We start from the raw sequence: 14,797 nt of genomic DNA, 5'->3' as shown, positions 1-14,797 counted from the left end.
CGACGCCAGGGGGGTTGCGCTCCGGCAGGTCGACGGGGTTTTGCTTATGAGAATTGAAATCATTACTATTGCAGCCCCATTCCTCGGACTTTCGCCATGAACCGCAAAGCCACCGGCCTTCCCCTGAGCTATCGCCTGGCCGTGACCTCACGCAGCCTGGCCGCGCTGCTGGGCGGGTACCTGCTGGCGTCCATGGCCAGTGTCTGCATCACCCTGCTGGCGCCCATGAGCCCGGTGGACGCGACCATGACCGGCATGATGCTGTCGTTCGTGTTCTACCTGCTGGCCTTCCTCTGGTGCTTCGCCTGCCGCAGCGCCTGGCGCGCCTGGCTGGGGGTGCTGCTGCCGAGCGTGCTGCTGGGGGCGATCAACGGCCTGGCCTACTGGATGAAACAGCCATGAAAGAGGGCTTCCGCCAGGCGATGGCCTGGTTGCACACCTGGACCGGCCTGATCTTCGGCTGGCTGCTGTTCGCGATCTTCCTGACCGGGACGCTGTCGTACTTCAAGGACGAGATCAGCCACTGGACCCAACCGGAAATCCGCAGCCACGCGCTCGATCCCGCGGCCAGCCTGACGGCGGCGCAACGCTACCTGGAGGCCAACGCCGGGCACGCCAGCGGCTGGTTCATCCGCCTGCCCAGCGAGCGCGAGGCGGCGTTGAGCGTCGGCTGGCGCGACCCCGAGGCCGGCGGGCGACGGGGCTTCGTCAGCAAGACGCTGGATGCGCGCAGCGGCCAGGAAGTCGAGGCCCGCGACAGCCGCGGCGGCGAGTTCTTCTATCGCTTCCACTTCCAACTGCAGATGCCCCACCCCTGGGGCCGCTGGCTGGCGACCTTCTGCGCGTTCATCATGCTGCTCGGGCTGGTGACCGGGATCATCACCCACAAGAAGATCTTCAAGGAGTTCTTCACCTTCCGCCCAGGCAAGGGCCAGCGCTCCTGGCTCGACGGGCACAACGCCATCGGCGTGCTGGTGCTGCCGTTCCACTTGATGATCAGCTACAGCAGCCTGGTGATCTTCATGTACATGGTGATGCCGGCCAGCATCATGGCCAGCTATGGCGACAGCAACCGCTACTTCAGCGATGTGTTCGGCCGCGACCAGGTACCCAAGGCGGCGGCCCAGGCCGCGCCGGTGGTGCCGTTGGCCGAGCTGTACGGCAAGTTGCAGGCCCAGGCGCCGGGCGCGCGGCTGGGCTTCATCCAGGTGCAGAATCCCGGCGACCGCAACGCCCGCGTCACCTTCAACCGCGCGTCGTCCGACAGCGTGGCCTACCGGCGCAGCGCCAACTGGACCTTCGACGGCGCCAGCGGCGCGCTGCTCACCCAGGGCGCGGCGGAAAGCGCGGCGATGTTGACCTCGTTCACTTTCGTCGGCCTGCACATGGGCAACTTCGCCGGGCCCTGGTTGCGCTGGCTGTACTTCGTCTTTGGCGTGGCCGGCACCGCGGTGATCGGCACGGGCCTGGTGATGTGGCTGGGCAAGCGCCAGCTCAAGCACGCCAAGAGCGCACGCATGCCGGGCGAGCTGCGCCTGGTGGAGGTGCTCAATATTGCCAGCATGAGCGGCCTGATGCTGGCCGTGGCGGCGTTCTTCTGGGTCAACCGTTTGCTACCGGCGACCCAGGCTGGGCGCGCCGACTGGGAGATCAACGGGTTCTTCCTGGCCTGGGGGCTGTCGTTGCTGCATGCGCTGCTGCGCCCTGGGCGCCGCGCCTGGGGTGAACAACTGGCGCTGGGCGCGCTGGCATTCGCGCTGTTGCCCGTGCTCAACGCGCTGACCACCGGGCAGGGCCTGAACCACGCCATCGCCGTGGGCGATTGGGCCATGGCCGGTTTCGACCTGACCGCGTTGGGCACCGGGCTGTTCCTGGCCTGGGCCGCCGGCAAGATGCTGCGCGCGCCCAAGCCGGTGGTCAAGCGGGCGCCGCGCGCCGCAAAAACTGTGGAGGCGAGCGGATGCTGAGTGTCGCCCTGATCGGTTTCGCCGGTTTTGCCGGGCTGTGCCTGGCGATGGAAAAGCATTTCAACGAGCTGCTCGGGCGCAAGCCAACGGCGGTTCAGTTGCGTGCCTTGCGCGCGGCTGGCTGGGCCTTGCTGCTGTTGTCGTTGGTATTGGCCGTGCAAGGGCGCGGTTGGGCGTTGGGGTTGGTGCAGTGGAGCGCCGTGTTGATGGCCGGGGTCACCCTGTGGGTGTTCGGCCTGCCGTATCGACCTCGCCTGTTGCTGGGGTTGGCGGCGGCGAGCCTGCTGCTCGGGCCGCTGCTGGCCTTGCTGGCGCTGTGACCGCTTGAGCGAGCCGGGAGAGGTGATCGACGCCGAGGCCGACAACGCCGGCCGGGCGCGCTTCGTCCAGGTGTTCCTGGCCCAGCGGGCGCGCATGGAGGCGCTGGTGAGCCGGCGCATCGGGTGCCGAGCCACCGCCTCGGACCTGGTTCAGGATCTGTTCCTGCGCTTCTGGCGCCGCCCCGAGGTCAAGGTCGAGGCCCTCGACACCTACCTGCTGCGCAGCGCCGGCAACCTGGCCATCGATTACCTGCGCAGCGAAGGTTCGCGTGATCGTGCCACCGAAGGCCTGCATGGCAACGACGATGAGCCCGGCAGCCAGGCGCCCGAGCAGGCGCTGGAAGTTGCCCACGACCTGCAACGCATCGAGTCGGCGTTGCGCGCCTTGCCCGAGCGTACCCGGCAGATCTTCCTGCTCAACCGTATCCACGGCTGTACCTACGGCGAGATCGCCCGGGCCATGCAGCTGTCCCAGAGCGCGGTGGAAAAGCATATGATGCGCGCCCTCGAAGCGTGCAAGGCGAGTGTCGCCGAGCCCGCGTCCCCACTGCGCCGGCCAGGGAGTGCCCGTCGATGAGTGTTGAGCCGCCGATCACTGCCGAACAGTCCCGCGCCGCCCTGGGTTGGCTGGGGCGCATCAACCAGCAGGGCGAGCAAGCGCATGGCGCGGCGTTCAAGCGCTGGCTGCTGGAGGACCCCGCTCATCGCCGTGCCTATGCCCAGGCCGAGGCCCTGTGGCGCCTGAGCGAAGCCCCGGCGGCGCGCCTGGCCGCCGAAGAGCAGGCCAGCCTGCGCCAGTACCTGGAGGCGATGCGGCGTCCCCGTCGCCCCAGGCATTGGCGGCGTTTCGCGGTTGCGGCTTGCCTGGTGCTTGGGCTGGGCAGCGTGGCGGGTTGGCATCCACAGGCCTGGCTGCAGGACCTGCGCGCCGACTACAGCAGCGCTGAACAGGTGCGCCAGGTGACCCTGGCGGATCGCTCGCAGCTGACCCTGGATGCCGGCAGCGCGGTGGCCGTGGACTTCGACCATGGCGAGCGGCGGGTGCGGCTGCTCAGGGGCGCGGCGTTCTTCGACGTGACCCATACCGGGCAGCCGTTCCTGGTCGAGGCCGCTGGCGGTGAGGTGCGGGTGCTGGGGACGCAGTTCGCGGTGCGCGAGCGGGGCGCCGGGGCCCAGGTGACCGTGCGCAGCGGTCGGGTGGCGGTGACGGCGGCCGCAGGGCAGCAGGCCCGGGAGCTGACCGCCAACCAGCAGTTGGCCTATGCCGAGGGTGTGGCAGGTGCTGTCGAGGCGGTGGACAGTGAAGGGCGGCTGGCCTGGCGCCAGGGGTGGTTGAATTACTACCAGGTGCCGCTGGGGCAGGTGGTCGAGGACCTGGGGCGTTACTACCCTGGGCGGATCCTGTTGCTCGATGGCGAGTTGGCGCAGCGCAAGGTCAGTGGCAGTTTTCCGGTGGCCCAGCCGCTGGCGGCGCTGGATTCACTGGGCAAGGTGCTGGGCTTTTCGCGGCAGACGCTGCTGGGGCGGCTGACGGTGTTGCGCTGATATTCAGCCCCCAAACGCAGGCGACGCGGTGGATGGCACCGGCTGTGCCGGTGTTCGCCGGCAAGGCCGGCTCGTACGCTGATCGCGCAGTGGCGCAAAAAATGTTGGGCAGGGGATGAGGTACTTCATCACGGCATCCGTGTAGTGAGTGGAAGTGCGATTCATTCGCAAACGGTCATCCCTCTCACAGGTCAGCGTCCATGAAGTTCACCCCGCGTTGCGTCCCTCTCTGGTTCGGCCTTTGCACCTTGCCTGTCCTGGTCCTGGCCCCCCAGGCCCTGGCCGAGCAGCGCCAGGCCTATGCCTTCGCCCAGCCGAGCCAGCCGCTGGCCCAGGCGCTCAACGCCTTCAGCCGGGCCACCGGGCAAAGCGTCGTCTACACCCTGGAACTGCCGCTGCAACAGGCGCCGGCGCTCAATGGCTCGTTCAGCGCCGAGCAGGCGTTGCAGCAACTGCTGGGCAATTCCGGCCTGGCCTGGCGCCGCCTCGACCCCCGCACCCTGACCCTGGAGCCCATCGACACGTCCGGCGCGCTGAACCTGCAGGCCACCACCATCAACTCGCAGATGGATGACTACAGCTACCAGCCGCCGGCCAGCGCCTCGATCATGCGTGGCCAGGGTTCGACCCTGGAGATTCCCCAGGCGATCAACGTGGTGCCGGCCCAGGTGATCCGCGACCAGGCGCCACGCAACCTGGACGACGCCCTGTACAACGTCAGCGGCATCACCCAGGGCAACAACTTCGGTGGCACCGCCGACACCGTGATGAAGCGCGGCTTCGGTGACAACCGCGACGGCTCGATCATGCGCGACGGCATGCCGCTGGTGCAGGGCCGCGCGCTCAATGCCAGCAGCGAGCGGGTGGAAGTGCTCAAGGGCCCGGCGTCGCTGTTGTATGGCATCCAGGACCCAGGCGGGGTGATCAACGTGGTCAGCAAGCGCCCGCAATTGCAGCAGTACAACGCCCTCACCCTACGGGGCTCGACCTACGGCAGTGGCAAGAACGGCAGCGGTGGCGGCTTCGACAGCACCGGGTCGCTGGGCGACAGCCCGTTCGCCTACCGGCTGATCGTCGACCATGAGGACGAAGACTACTGGCGCAACTATGGCGTGCACCGCGAGTCGCTGCTGGCGCCGTCGCTGGCCTGGTACGGCGAGGACACGCAAGTGGTGCTGGCCTACGAGCACCGCGAATTCCTCTCGCCGTTCGACCGTGGCACGGCCATCAGCAACCGCACCAACCACCCGCTGGACATCCCCGCCACGCGCCGCCTGGACGAGCCGTTCAACGACATGCAAGGGCGCTCCGACCTGTACCGCCTGGAGGTCGATCACCAGCTCGCCGACGACTGGAAACTGCACGTCGGCTACAGCTTCAACCGTGAAACCTACGATGCCAGCCAGGTGCGCGTGACGGGCGTCAACGACGCCCGTGGCACCCTTACCCGCAGCATCGACGGCACCCACGGCGCCATGAGCCGCGACCAGTTCGCCACCTTCAGCCTCAACGGCAGCGTGCAACTGGCGGGGCTGCAGCACGACCTGCTGGTGGGGGTCGACCATGAGGACCGCAAGGTCTACCGCGCCGACCTGATCCGCCAGGCCAGCCGCTCGACCTTCAGCTACCTCGACCCGGTGTACGGCCGCGAAATCGAAGGCAGCGCCGTGCGCGCCAGCGACAGCGACCAGACCGACAAGCTGCGTACCGACGCGCTGTTCTTCCAGGATGCCCTGCACCTGGACGAGCACTGGATCCTGGTGGGGGGGGCACGCTTGCAGCAGTACGACCAATACGCTGGCCGCGGTCGCCCGTTCAGCGCCAACACCGATACCCGTGATCGTGCTTCGGTGCCCCATGCGGGGGTCGTGTACAAGGTGGACGAGCAGCTGTCGTTCTATGGCAGCTACAGCGAGTCGTTCAAGCCCAACTCCAGCATCGCGCCATTGACCGGCGGGCGGGTGCTGGACTCGTCGATTGCCCCGGAAGAGGGCAAGTCCTGGGAACTGGGGGCCAAGCTCGACATGCCTGGGCGGCTCTCCGGTACGCTGGCGCTGTTCGACATCACCAAGCGTAATGTGCTGGTGTCCAACTTCGACAGCCGCACGGGCGAAACCTTGTACAGCAATGCCGGCGAGGTCAGCTCCCGTGGCCTCGAGCTGGACCTGGCCGGCCAGCTCAGCGAGCGCTGGAGCCTGATCGGCGCCTATGCGTTCACCGATGCCCAGGTGACCCAGGACCCGGACCTGAAAGGCAACCGCTTGCAGAACGTCGCCCGCCACAGCGGCTCGCTGTCGGCGGTGTACGACTACGGCAGTTTGTTCGGCGGTGATCGACTGCGCCTGGGGGCGGGTGCCCGTTATGTAGGGGAGCGGGCGGGGAATGCGACCAACGACTTCGACCTGCCGGCCTATACCGTTGCCGACGCCTTCGCCAGCTACGAGACCCAGCTCGACGAGCACAAGGTGCGTTTGCAGCTGAATGTGAAGAACCTGTTCGACAAGGTGTACTACAGCTCGGCGGTGAATCGGTATTTCGTGGCGATCGGCGATGCGCGGCAGGTGAGCCTGTCGAGTACCTTCGAGTTTTAGATCGCTGGGACCGCTCTGCGGTCCTTTCGCGACACAAGGCCGCTCCTACAGGAGATCGCCGTCTTTTGTGGGAGCGGCTGCAGGATCAACCGGCGAACGCTGCCCGGTATTCCCCCGGCGTCGCCCCCAGCGCCTGCCGGAATCGGTTGCTGAAATGGCTGGCGCTGGCGAACCCGCACAGCAGCGCCACCTGCCCCAGCGGCAGGTCGCCCAGGCGCAGCAGCTCGCAGGCCCGGTGCAGGCGCCTGGCCAACAGGTACTGATGCGGCGGCAGGCCGAAACTGGCGCGGAACATCCGCGCGAAGTGGTATTCGGACAGGTTGCAGCGCAACGCCAGCTCGCCGAGGGTCAGCGGCTGGTCGAGGTGGGTCTCGATGTACTCCACCAACTGCCGGCGCAGATGGGGCGCCAGCCCGCCCTTGAGCTTCAGCCCTTCGCGCAACCCGGCCTGGTGCAGCACGGCATGGTCGATGATGGCGTGGGCCAGGCTGCTGGCCAGCAGGCGTTCGCCGGGCTCGGCCCAGTCCAGGTGGATCAGCTGGTGGAAGCGCCAGGCCTGTTGCGGGTCGTCGAGAAAGGTTTCCTCGCGCAGTTGCATCTCCCGGGGCTCGCGGTCGAGCAGGCGAGCGCAGCCGAGGGCGAACTGTTCCTCGCTGATGTACAGGTGGGCCAGGCGGATCGAGCCGTTGATCACCCAGTTCGACTCGTGGCCGGCGGGCATGACGCACAGTTTGTCCGGCGCGCCTTTGTCGGCCGGGCGCTGGCGGCGGAAGGTGCCGGTGCCGTCGGCGATGTAGCAGGACAGGGTGTGGTGGCTGGGGGCCTGGTAGTCGCGGGCGTCGTGGCGGTTGCTCCACAGCGCCGCCGCCAGCCCGTCGCCCAGGTGCGCGCTCAGCTCCAGGCGGGCGTGGGGCGAGGCGTTCAGGGCGTTGAAGACCTGCAGGTGGTCGAGTGCGGGCATGGGCGGTTCCTCTGGCGCCCATCGTACTGCGCGCGGGGCGCGCTGGCAGCTACCCGGGGTGGAAAAGCGCAAGTTTGTGCAAGCCGGAACAAACAGGGCGTTGGAAACTGACAGTGGGCATGTCGTCTCGGGTGTTCGCCGGCAAGCCGGCTCCTACAGCGTCCCCGTAGGAGCCGGCTTGCCGGCGAAGGCCGCCACGCGGCCCTTGGCTCAACACCCGGAGGACCGCCATGAACCTGTCGCTGTACCTGCTCACCGTCCTGATCTGGGGCACTACCTGGATCGCCCTGAAATGGCAGCTGGGCACGGTCGCCATCCCGGTGTCGATCGTCTACCGCTTCGCCCTGGCCGGGCTGGTCCTGTTCGCCTTCCTGCTGCTCACCCGGCGCCTGCAAGCGATGAACCGGCGCGCTCACCTGGTGTGCCTGGCCCAGGGCTTTTGCCTGTTCTGCGTCAACTTCCTGTGTTTTCTCACCGCCAGCCAGTGGGTCGCCAGCGGCCTGATCGCCGTGGTGTTCTCCACCGCCACCTTGTGGAACGCCATCAATGCGCGGCTGTTCTTCGGCCAGAAGATCGCCGCCAACGTCTTGGGCGGCGGCGCCTTGGGCCTGCTCGGCCTGGGCTTGCTGTTCTGGCCGGAGCTGTCGCACCACGCCGCCAGCCGTGAAACCCTGTACGGCTTGGGGCTGGGCCTGCTCGGCACCTTGTGCTTCTCGGCGGGCAACATGCTGTCCAGCGTGCAGCAGAAGGCCGGGCTCAGGCCCATGACCACCAATGCCTGGGGCATGCTCTATGGCGCCTCGATGCTGGCGCTGTACTGCGTGCTCAGCGGCATTCCCTTCACCATGGAGTGGAATACCCGCTATGTCGGCGCGTTGCTGTACCTGGTGATCCCAGGCTCGGTGATCGCCTTCACCGCCTACCTGACCCTGGTCGGGCGCATGGGGCCGGAGCGGGCGGCGTATTGCACGGTGCTGTTCCCGCTGGTGGCGCTGAATGTCTCGGCGTTCGCCGAGGGCTACCAGTGGACGGCGCCGGCGTTGCTGGGGCTGGTGGCGGTGATGGCGGGTAACGTGCTGGTGTTTCGCAAGCCCAAGGCCAGCACTGAGGTCGTGGCGTTGGCACGTTGAATGACGGATGGCACCCTGGGGGAGTACATCGGGCGGTGATCGCTATCTTCCCGTCAACCGCCCCCTGTAGGAGCCAGCCTTGCTGGCGAACAGCTCCGCGCCCGGCGCCAAGGCCTGCCGTTGCCCTGGTCGCCAGCCAGGCTGGCGCCTACAAGGTAGCGCGCTTCAGTGCTTCCACACCTGCGGATTCACCAGGTCGCGCGGGCGTTCGCCCCGTAGCGCCGCGCGCAGGTTGTCCACCGCCCGGTTGGCCATGGCCTCGCGGGTTTCGGCGGTGGCCGAGCCTATGTGGGGCAGGGTCAGGGCGTTGGGCAGCTTGAACAGCGGCGAGTCGGCGAGCGGCTCTTTCTCGTACACGTCCAGCCCGGCGCCGCGGATCGTGCCGTTTTGCAGCGCCTCGACCAGCGCCGCCTCGTCCACCACCGGGCCGCGGGCGATGTTGATCAGGAACGCGCTGGGCTTCATCCGTTTCAGCTCGCGGGCCCCGATCAGCTTGCGGGTGGCCTCGGACAGCGGCACCACGATGCAGACGAAATCCGCCTCGGCCAGCAGCGCGTCCAGGCTGCGGTACTGCGCGCCGAGCTCCTGCTCCAGCGCGGCCTTGCGGCTGTTGCCGGCGTACAGCACCTGCATGTTGAAACCGAAGCGCCCGCGCCGGGCGATGGCGGCGCCGATGTTGCCCAGGCCGACGATGCCCAGTGTCTTGCCGTGCACATCGCTGCCGAAGTGCGCCGGGCCCACGGTAGCCTGCCACTGGCCGGCCTTGGTCCAGGCGTCCAGCTCGGCGGTGCGCCGGGCGCAGCCCATGACCAGGGCGAAGCCCAGGTCGGCGGTGCTCTCGGTGAGCACGTCGGGGGTGTTGGTCAGGGCGATGCCGCGTTCGTTGAAGTAGTCCAGGTCGTAGTTGTCGTAGCCGACCGAGACGCTGGACACCACCTCCAGCTTACCGGCGCCTTCGAGCTGCGCGCGACCGAGCTTGCGGCCTACGCCGATCAGGCCGTGAGCCTCGGGCAGGGCTTCGTTGAACTGGGCGGCGATGTCGCCCAGCTTGGGGTTGGGCACGATCACGTTGAAGTCGTGTTGCAGGCGCTCGGTCATGGCCTGGGTGATGCGGCTGAAGGCCAGGACGGTCTTTTTCATCGGACTGCTTCTCTGCAAGGCGGCTGGGGGCTGCCTCATCGCGGGCTTGCCCCGCGATGACGGCGTCATGGCTTGGCAACCTAGCATTGTCCCCCGCCCGAATGCACCGGCTTTTTCAGTTGGCGATCAACAGCTCATGGGTCTTCAGGTCGGCCTCGTGCGCGGCGAGAATCTCCGGCAGCGAGTTGCGCAGGTACTCGACCCAGGTCTTGATCTTGGCATCCAGGTACTGGCGCGATGGGTAGATCGCGTACAGGTTAAGCTCCTGCAGGCGGTACTGCGGCAGGATCCGCACCAGGCTGCCGTCGCGCAGGCCGTCGATGGCGGTGTAGATCGGCAGCACGCCCACGCCCATGCCGCTGCGGATCGCGGTTTTCATCGCATCGGCCGAGTTCACCTGGAACGGCGAGGTCGTGATGTTGACCACCTCCTGGCCTTCGGGCCCGTCGAACAGCCATTTCTCCAGCGGAATCACCGGGCTGACCATGCGCAGGCAGGCGTGCTTGAGCAAATCGGCGGGCTTGTGGGCGAAGCCGTGGCGCGCCACGTAGTCGGGCGAGGCGCAGACGATGCTGTAGGTGATGCCCAGGCGCTGGGAGACGAAGCCGGAGTCCGGCAGCTCGCTGGCCAGGACGATGGACACGTCGTAGCCCTCGTCGAGCAGGTCGGGCACGCGGTTGGCCATGGTCAGGTCGAAGGTGACGTCCGGGTGCGACTCGCGGTAGCGGGCGATGGCGTCGACCACGAAGTGCTGGCCGACCCCGGTCATCGAGTGCACCTTCAACTGCCCGGCGGGGCGGGCGTGGGCATCGCTGGCCTCGGCCTCGGCTTCTTCCACAAAGGTCAGAATCTGCTCGCAGCGCATCAGGTAGCGCTTGCCGGCCTCGGTCAGCGCGATGCGCCGGGTGGTGCGGTTGAGCAGGCGGGTTTGCAGATGGGCTTCCAGGTTGGAGACCGCCCGCGACACGTTCGCGGTGGTCGTATCCAGTTGCGCCGCGGCAGCGGTGAAGCTGCCGAGTTGGGCCACGCAACTGAAAGCACGCATGTTTTGCAGGGTGTCCATGGGTCACTCTCGGTTTAGAGGACAAAATTGTGACATGAAGTAACGTGATGTCGCTTCCGACTAAAGCCGGATTATCGCTGTTTTGGTAACAAAGATTCGCAGGAATATACGCTTATCGCCAATCCATGCGCCCCCTAGAATTGCTCGGCCCCTCCACCTCTTCCTCGGGAAATCGCAGCTGTGCCGCGTCGCCACATCAGAGCGCTCCATGCGTTCAGTGCCTGTGCCCTTTGTCTCACCTTGAGCGGCTGTATCGGAACCTGGGGCATCGCCCCGCAAAGCAAGACCCTTCAAGCCAACCAACTGACCACCGACGAGGCGATCCGCGAGGCCGCGCGTGACGCCCACTGGCCGGCCCAGCAGTGGTGGCGCGCCTATGCCGACCCGCAGCTTGACAGCTGGGTCGCCCAGGCCCTGGCCGGCAGTCCGAGCCTGGCCATGGCGGCCGCCCGGGTGCGTGAAGCCAAGGCCATGGCCGGGGTGGTCGAGTCGGCGGAAAAACTCCAGGCCAACGGCAACGCCACGCTCAAGCGGCACAACTGGCCGGAAGATCAGTTCTACGGCCCCGGCGCGCTGTCTGGCGCCAATACCTGGGACAACAATGCCAGCATCGGCTTGAGCTACGCGCTGGACCTGTGGGGCCGCGAGCGCAATGCCAGCGAGCAGGCCGTGGACCAGGCGCACATGCGTGTCGCCGAAGCGCGCCAGGCCCAGCTGGAGCTGGAAAACAACGTGGTGCGCAGCTACATCCAGCTCAGCCTGCACTTCGCCCGGCGCGACATCGTCCAGGCCGAACTGGCCCAGCAGGAACAGATCCTGGCCCTGGCCCAGCGCCGCCTCGACGCCGGCATCGGCACGCATTTCGAAGTCAGCCAGGCCGAGGCGCCACTGCCTGAGACCCATCGCCAGCTCGACAGCCTCAACGAGGACATCGCCCTGACCCGCAACCAGCTTGCGGCCCTGGCCGGCAAGGGCCCGGGGGAGGGCGCACGACTGCAGCGCCCGAGCCTGACCCTGGGCGCGCCGTTGCAGCTACCGTCGAACCTGCCCGCCGAACTGGTCGGCCAGCGCCCCGACGTGGTCGCCAGCCGCTGGCAGGTGGCGGCCCAGGCCCGGGGCATCGACGTCGCCCACGCCGGCTTCTTCCCCAATGTCGATTTGGTCGGCAGCCTCGGCTTCATGGCCACCGGCGGTGGCCCGCTGGAGTTCCTCACCGGGCGCAAGTTCAACTACAACGTCGGCCCGGCCATCAGCCTGCCGATCTTCGACGGTGGCCGCCTGCGTTCGCAGCTGGGCGTGGCCTCGGCTGGCTACGACGTGGCCGTGGCACGCTACAACCAGACGGTGATCGGTGCGTTGAAGCACATCTCCGACCAGTTGATCCGCCGCGAGTCGATGAAGGAGCAGGCGCACTTCGCCGCACAGAGCGTGGCCGCCGCGCAGAAAACCTACGACATTGCCACCGTCGCCTTCGAGCGCGGCCTGACCGACTACCTCAACGTGCTCAACGCGCAGACCCTGCTGTTCCGTCAGCAGCAAGTGCAACAGCAGGTCCAGGCCGCGCGCCTGATGGCCCACGCCGAACTGGTCACCGCCCTGGGCGGGGGCCTGGAGGCAGGCCGCGACGTGCCGGACGAACAGCGCCAGGCCGCGCCGAAAACCCCGGCCACCCTGGCTATCTTCGACACGCCGGAGCACGCCGAATGAGCACACCGAGCTTGCTCCTGCGCTGGCTGCAGAGCCTGGAGTGGCGCCGCGGCTTCTTTGCCTGGGCGCGCACCGACGGTGTCACCTGGGTGTATATCTTCAAGGTCCTGGCCGCCGCCTTCATTACCCTGTGGCTGGCCATGCGCCTGGAGCTGCCGCAGCCGCGCACGGCGATGATCACCGTGTTCATCGTCATGCAGCCGCAAAGCGGCCACGTGTTCGCCAAGAGCTTCTACCGGGTGCTCGGCACCCTGGCCGGCTCGGCGATGATGATCGCGCTGATCGCGATCTTCCCGCAGAACACCGAACTGTTCCTGCCCAGCCTGGCCCTGTGGGTCGGCCTGTGCTCGGCCGGCGCCATGCGCTACCGCACCTTCCGCGCCTATGGCTTCGTGCTGGCAGGCTACACCGCGGCGATGATCGGCCTGCCGGTGCTGGAGCACCCCGACCAGGCGTTCATGGCGGCGGTGTGGCGGGTGCTGGAAATCGCCCTGGGCATCCTGGTGTCGACCTTCGTCAGCGCCGCGATTCTGCCGCAGTCGGCCAGCGCCGCCATGCGCAATGCCTTGTACCAGCGCTTCGGCACCTTCGCCGCGGTGGTGGTCGAGGCCCTGCGCGGCGACAGCCAGCGCGACCGCTATGAAACCAGCAACGTGCGTTTCGTCGCCGAGGCGGTGGGCCTGGAGAGCCTGCGCAACGTCACGGCCTTCGAAGACCCGCACATGCGCCGGCGCTCTGGCCGATTGGTGCGCATGAACAGCGAGTTCATGGCCATCACCACCCGCTTCAACGCCCTGCACCGGCTGCTCGAACGCCTGCGCGCGCGCGGCCCGCTGCAGATCGTCGGCGCGATCGAACCGGGTATCGAAACCCTCGCGCAATTGCTCCAGCCCTACGTTGGCCGCGCCCTCACCGACGCCGACGCGCTGCGCCTGGCTCTGGAGCTGGGCACCTACAAGGAAGGCTTGCAGGCCCAGGTGCGCGGCCTGCGCGCCGACTATCTGGAGACCGGCCCCAGCGAGTCCGACCTGCTCGATTTCCACACGGCGTTCGAGCTGCTGTACCGCTTCGTCGACGAGATGTACAGCTACGCCGAGACCCACGCCTCGCTGGCCGTGCACAAGCATGAGCGCGAGCACTGGGACGAGCCCTATGTGGCCCAGACCAGCTGGCTGGTGTCGTTGGCCGCCGGGGTGCGGGCCTCGGCGGTGCTGTTGCTGCTGGGCAGCTACTGGCTGCTCAGCGACTGGCCCAGCGGCGGCATGATGACGCTGATCGCCACTGTCACCGTGTGCCTGTCGGCCGCCTCGCCGAACCCCAAGCGCATGTCGTTCCAGATGGCCTGCGGCACGGCGTTCGGCGCCTTCGTCGGCTTCTTCGAAACCTTCTTCGTGTTCCCCTGGATCGATGGCTTCGCGCTGCTGTGCATGGTCCTGGCGCCGGTCTTCGTGCTCGGCGCCTTCCTCGCCTCGCGCCCGGCCTATGCCGGTTACGGCCTGGGCCTGCTGGTGTTCTTCGCCATCGGCTCGGTGCCCAACAACCTGACCGTCTACAACCCCTACACCTTCATCAACGACTACATCGGCATGGTCATCGGCATGTTCGCCTGCGCTGCAGCCGGGGCGATCATCCTGCCGCCCAACAGCCGCTGGTTGTGGAGCCGCCTGGAGCAGGCGTTGCGCGAGCAGGTGCTGTTCGCCATCGGCGGGCGCCTGCGTGGCCTGGGCTCGGCGTTCGAGAGCCGCACCCGCGACCTGCTGCACCAGGCCTATGGCCTGGCCGCCGGCAAGCCGCAGGTGCAGAGCGAGCTGATGGGCTGGATGTTCACGGTGCTGGAGATCGGCCACGCCATCATCGAGCTGCGCAAGGAGCAGGCGCGGGCGCCGATCCACCCGGCCTATGCCGAGTCGCAGCCCTGGCGCCAGGCCATCCGCGTGATGGGCCGCGCCCTGGCGCGCTTGTTCCTGCAACCCAGCGCCAGCAACCACGAGCGCGCCCTGGTGGCGGTGGACCACGCCATCAGCCGCGTGCAGGCCACCGACGAACCTTTCGCCCGGCACTTCGACACCTCGGTGCTGCGCCGCGCGCAGAGCTACCTGCACTTCATCCGTTCCTCCCTGCTCGACCCACAGTCGCCGCTGGCACCGGCGAAAGGACTGCCTCATGCCCCGTGAGATCGCCTTCCATGGCGTGTACATGCCCACCATGACCTTGATGTTCCTGTTCGCCCTGGGCCTGGCCTGGGGCCTGGACCGGTTCATCGCCAGCCTGGATGGCTACCGTTTCTTCTGGCACCCGGCGCTGCTGCGCCTGAGCCTGTTCGTCTGCCTGTTCGGCGCCCTGGCGCTGTCGCTCTACTGGTGAGAATCCCTC

General features: G+C 67.6%; 13 protein-coding genes. 10 read left to right on the top strand and 3 right to left on the bottom strand.

Annotated features, from left to right (window positions below; translation table 11 throughout):
* Nucleotides 1–96 precede the first annotated feature (96 nt).
* The 6 genes from NJG22_RS11360 (at nt 97) to NJG22_RS11335 (ending at nt 6,423) form a co-directional block, all read left to right on the top strand.
* Nucleotides 97–402 carry a DUF3649 domain-containing protein gene (locus tag NJG22_RS11360; RefSeq protein WP_253094602.1) on the top strand — a complete coding sequence of 102 codons (306 nt, stop codon included), beginning with the start codon at nt 97–99 and terminating at the stop codon, nt 400–402.
* Nucleotides 399–1,967, top strand: coding sequence for a PepSY-associated TM helix domain-containing protein (locus tag NJG22_RS11355; protein ID WP_253094600.1), 1,569 nt, complete (start codon nt 399–401; stop codon nt 1,965–1,967). Before NJG22_RS11360 ends, NJG22_RS11355 begins: the two co-directional genes overlap by 4 nt.
* Nucleotides 1,961–2,287 (top strand): DUF3325 domain-containing protein, encoded by a 327-nt coding sequence (locus NJG22_RS11350; protein ID WP_253094598.1) that lies wholly within the window; start codon nt 1,961–1,963, stop codon nt 2,285–2,287. The genes NJG22_RS11355 and NJG22_RS11350 overlap by 7 nt, the downstream gene beginning before the upstream one ends.
* Before the next feature lie 4 nt (nt 2,288–2,291).
* Nucleotides 2,292–2,864: a sigma-70 family RNA polymerase sigma factor gene (locus tag NJG22_RS11345; RefSeq protein ID WP_253094596.1), complete on the top strand. Its 573-nt coding sequence runs from the start codon at nt 2,292–2,294 to the stop codon at nt 2,862–2,864.
* Nucleotides 2,861–3,832, top strand: a complete 972-nt coding sequence (locus NJG22_RS11340; protein ID WP_253094594.1) for a FecR domain-containing protein — start codon at nt 2,861–2,863, stop codon at nt 3,830–3,832. The genes NJG22_RS11345 and NJG22_RS11340 overlap by 4 nt, the downstream gene beginning before the upstream one ends.
* Nucleotides 3,833–4,032: 200 nt before the next feature.
* Nucleotides 4,033–6,423 carry a TonB-dependent receptor gene (locus NJG22_RS11335; protein ID WP_253094593.1) on the top strand — a complete coding sequence of 797 codons (2,391 nt, stop codon included), beginning with the start codon at nt 4,033–4,035 and terminating at the stop codon, nt 6,421–6,423.
* 85 nt (nt 6,424–6,508) lie between these two features.
* Here the strand turns inward: NJG22_RS11335 and NJG22_RS11330 are convergent, their stop codons facing one another.
* Nucleotides 6,509–7,384, bottom strand: a complete 876-nt coding sequence (locus NJG22_RS11330; protein ID WP_253094592.1) for an AraC family transcriptional regulator — start codon at nt 7,382–7,384, stop codon at nt 6,509–6,511.
* 230 nt (nt 7,385–7,614) lie between these two features.
* On the opposite strand from NJG22_RS11330, the gene NJG22_RS11325 reads away from it, so the two are divergent.
* A complete protein-coding gene (locus NJG22_RS11325) occupies nt 7,615–8,514 on the top strand; it encodes an EamA family transporter (RefSeq protein WP_253094591.1) in 900 nt (299 codons plus the stop codon).
* 165 nt (nt 8,515–8,679) lie between these two features.
* On the opposite strand, the gene NJG22_RS11320 is transcribed toward NJG22_RS11325, so the two are convergent.
* Both NJG22_RS11320 and NJG22_RS11315 read right to left on the bottom strand, forming a co-directional pair.
* Entirely contained in the window at nt 8,680–9,654 is a 975-nt protein-coding gene (locus tag NJG22_RS11320; protein ID WP_253094589.1) for a D-glycerate dehydrogenase, read from the bottom strand.
* 115 nt (nt 9,655–9,769) lie between these two features.
* A complete protein-coding gene (locus NJG22_RS11315) occupies nt 9,770–10,717 on the bottom strand; it encodes a LysR family transcriptional regulator (RefSeq protein ID WP_253094587.1) in 948 nt (315 codons plus the stop codon).
* Between the two features lie 180 nt (nt 10,718–10,897).
* Between NJG22_RS11315 and NJG22_RS11310 the strand changes: the two genes are divergently transcribed.
* From NJG22_RS11310 to NJG22_RS11300, 3 genes are read left to right on the top strand one after another with little or no spacing between them, the layout of a single operon-like run.
* Complete coding sequence (locus NJG22_RS11310; RefSeq protein WP_253094585.1) at nt 10,898–12,424, top strand: efflux transporter outer membrane subunit; 1,527 nt, start codon at nt 10,898–10,900, stop codon at nt 12,422–12,424.
* Nucleotides 12,421–14,598: an FUSC family protein gene (locus NJG22_RS11305; RefSeq protein WP_253094583.1), complete on the top strand. Its 2,178-nt coding sequence runs from the start codon at nt 12,421–12,423 to the stop codon at nt 14,596–14,598. The genes NJG22_RS11310 and NJG22_RS11305 overlap by 4 nt, the downstream gene beginning before the upstream one ends.
* Complete coding sequence (locus NJG22_RS11300) at nt 14,588–14,788, top strand: DUF1656 domain-containing protein (protein WP_253094582.1); 201 nt, start codon at nt 14,588–14,590, stop codon at nt 14,786–14,788. The genes NJG22_RS11305 and NJG22_RS11300 overlap by 11 nt, the downstream gene beginning before the upstream one ends.
* The last annotated feature ends 9 nt before the right edge of the window (nt 14,789–14,797 follow it).

It is taken from the genome of Pseudomonas sp. VA159-2, assembly GCF_024126635.1.
In the GTDB taxonomy this organism is placed as follows: domain Bacteria; phylum Pseudomonadota; class Gammaproteobacteria; order Pseudomonadales; family Pseudomonadaceae; genus Aquipseudomonas; species Aquipseudomonas muyukensis.
Note: the sequence above shows the minus strand (reverse complement) of the source record. Positions and strands in the feature narration are given on the sequence as shown.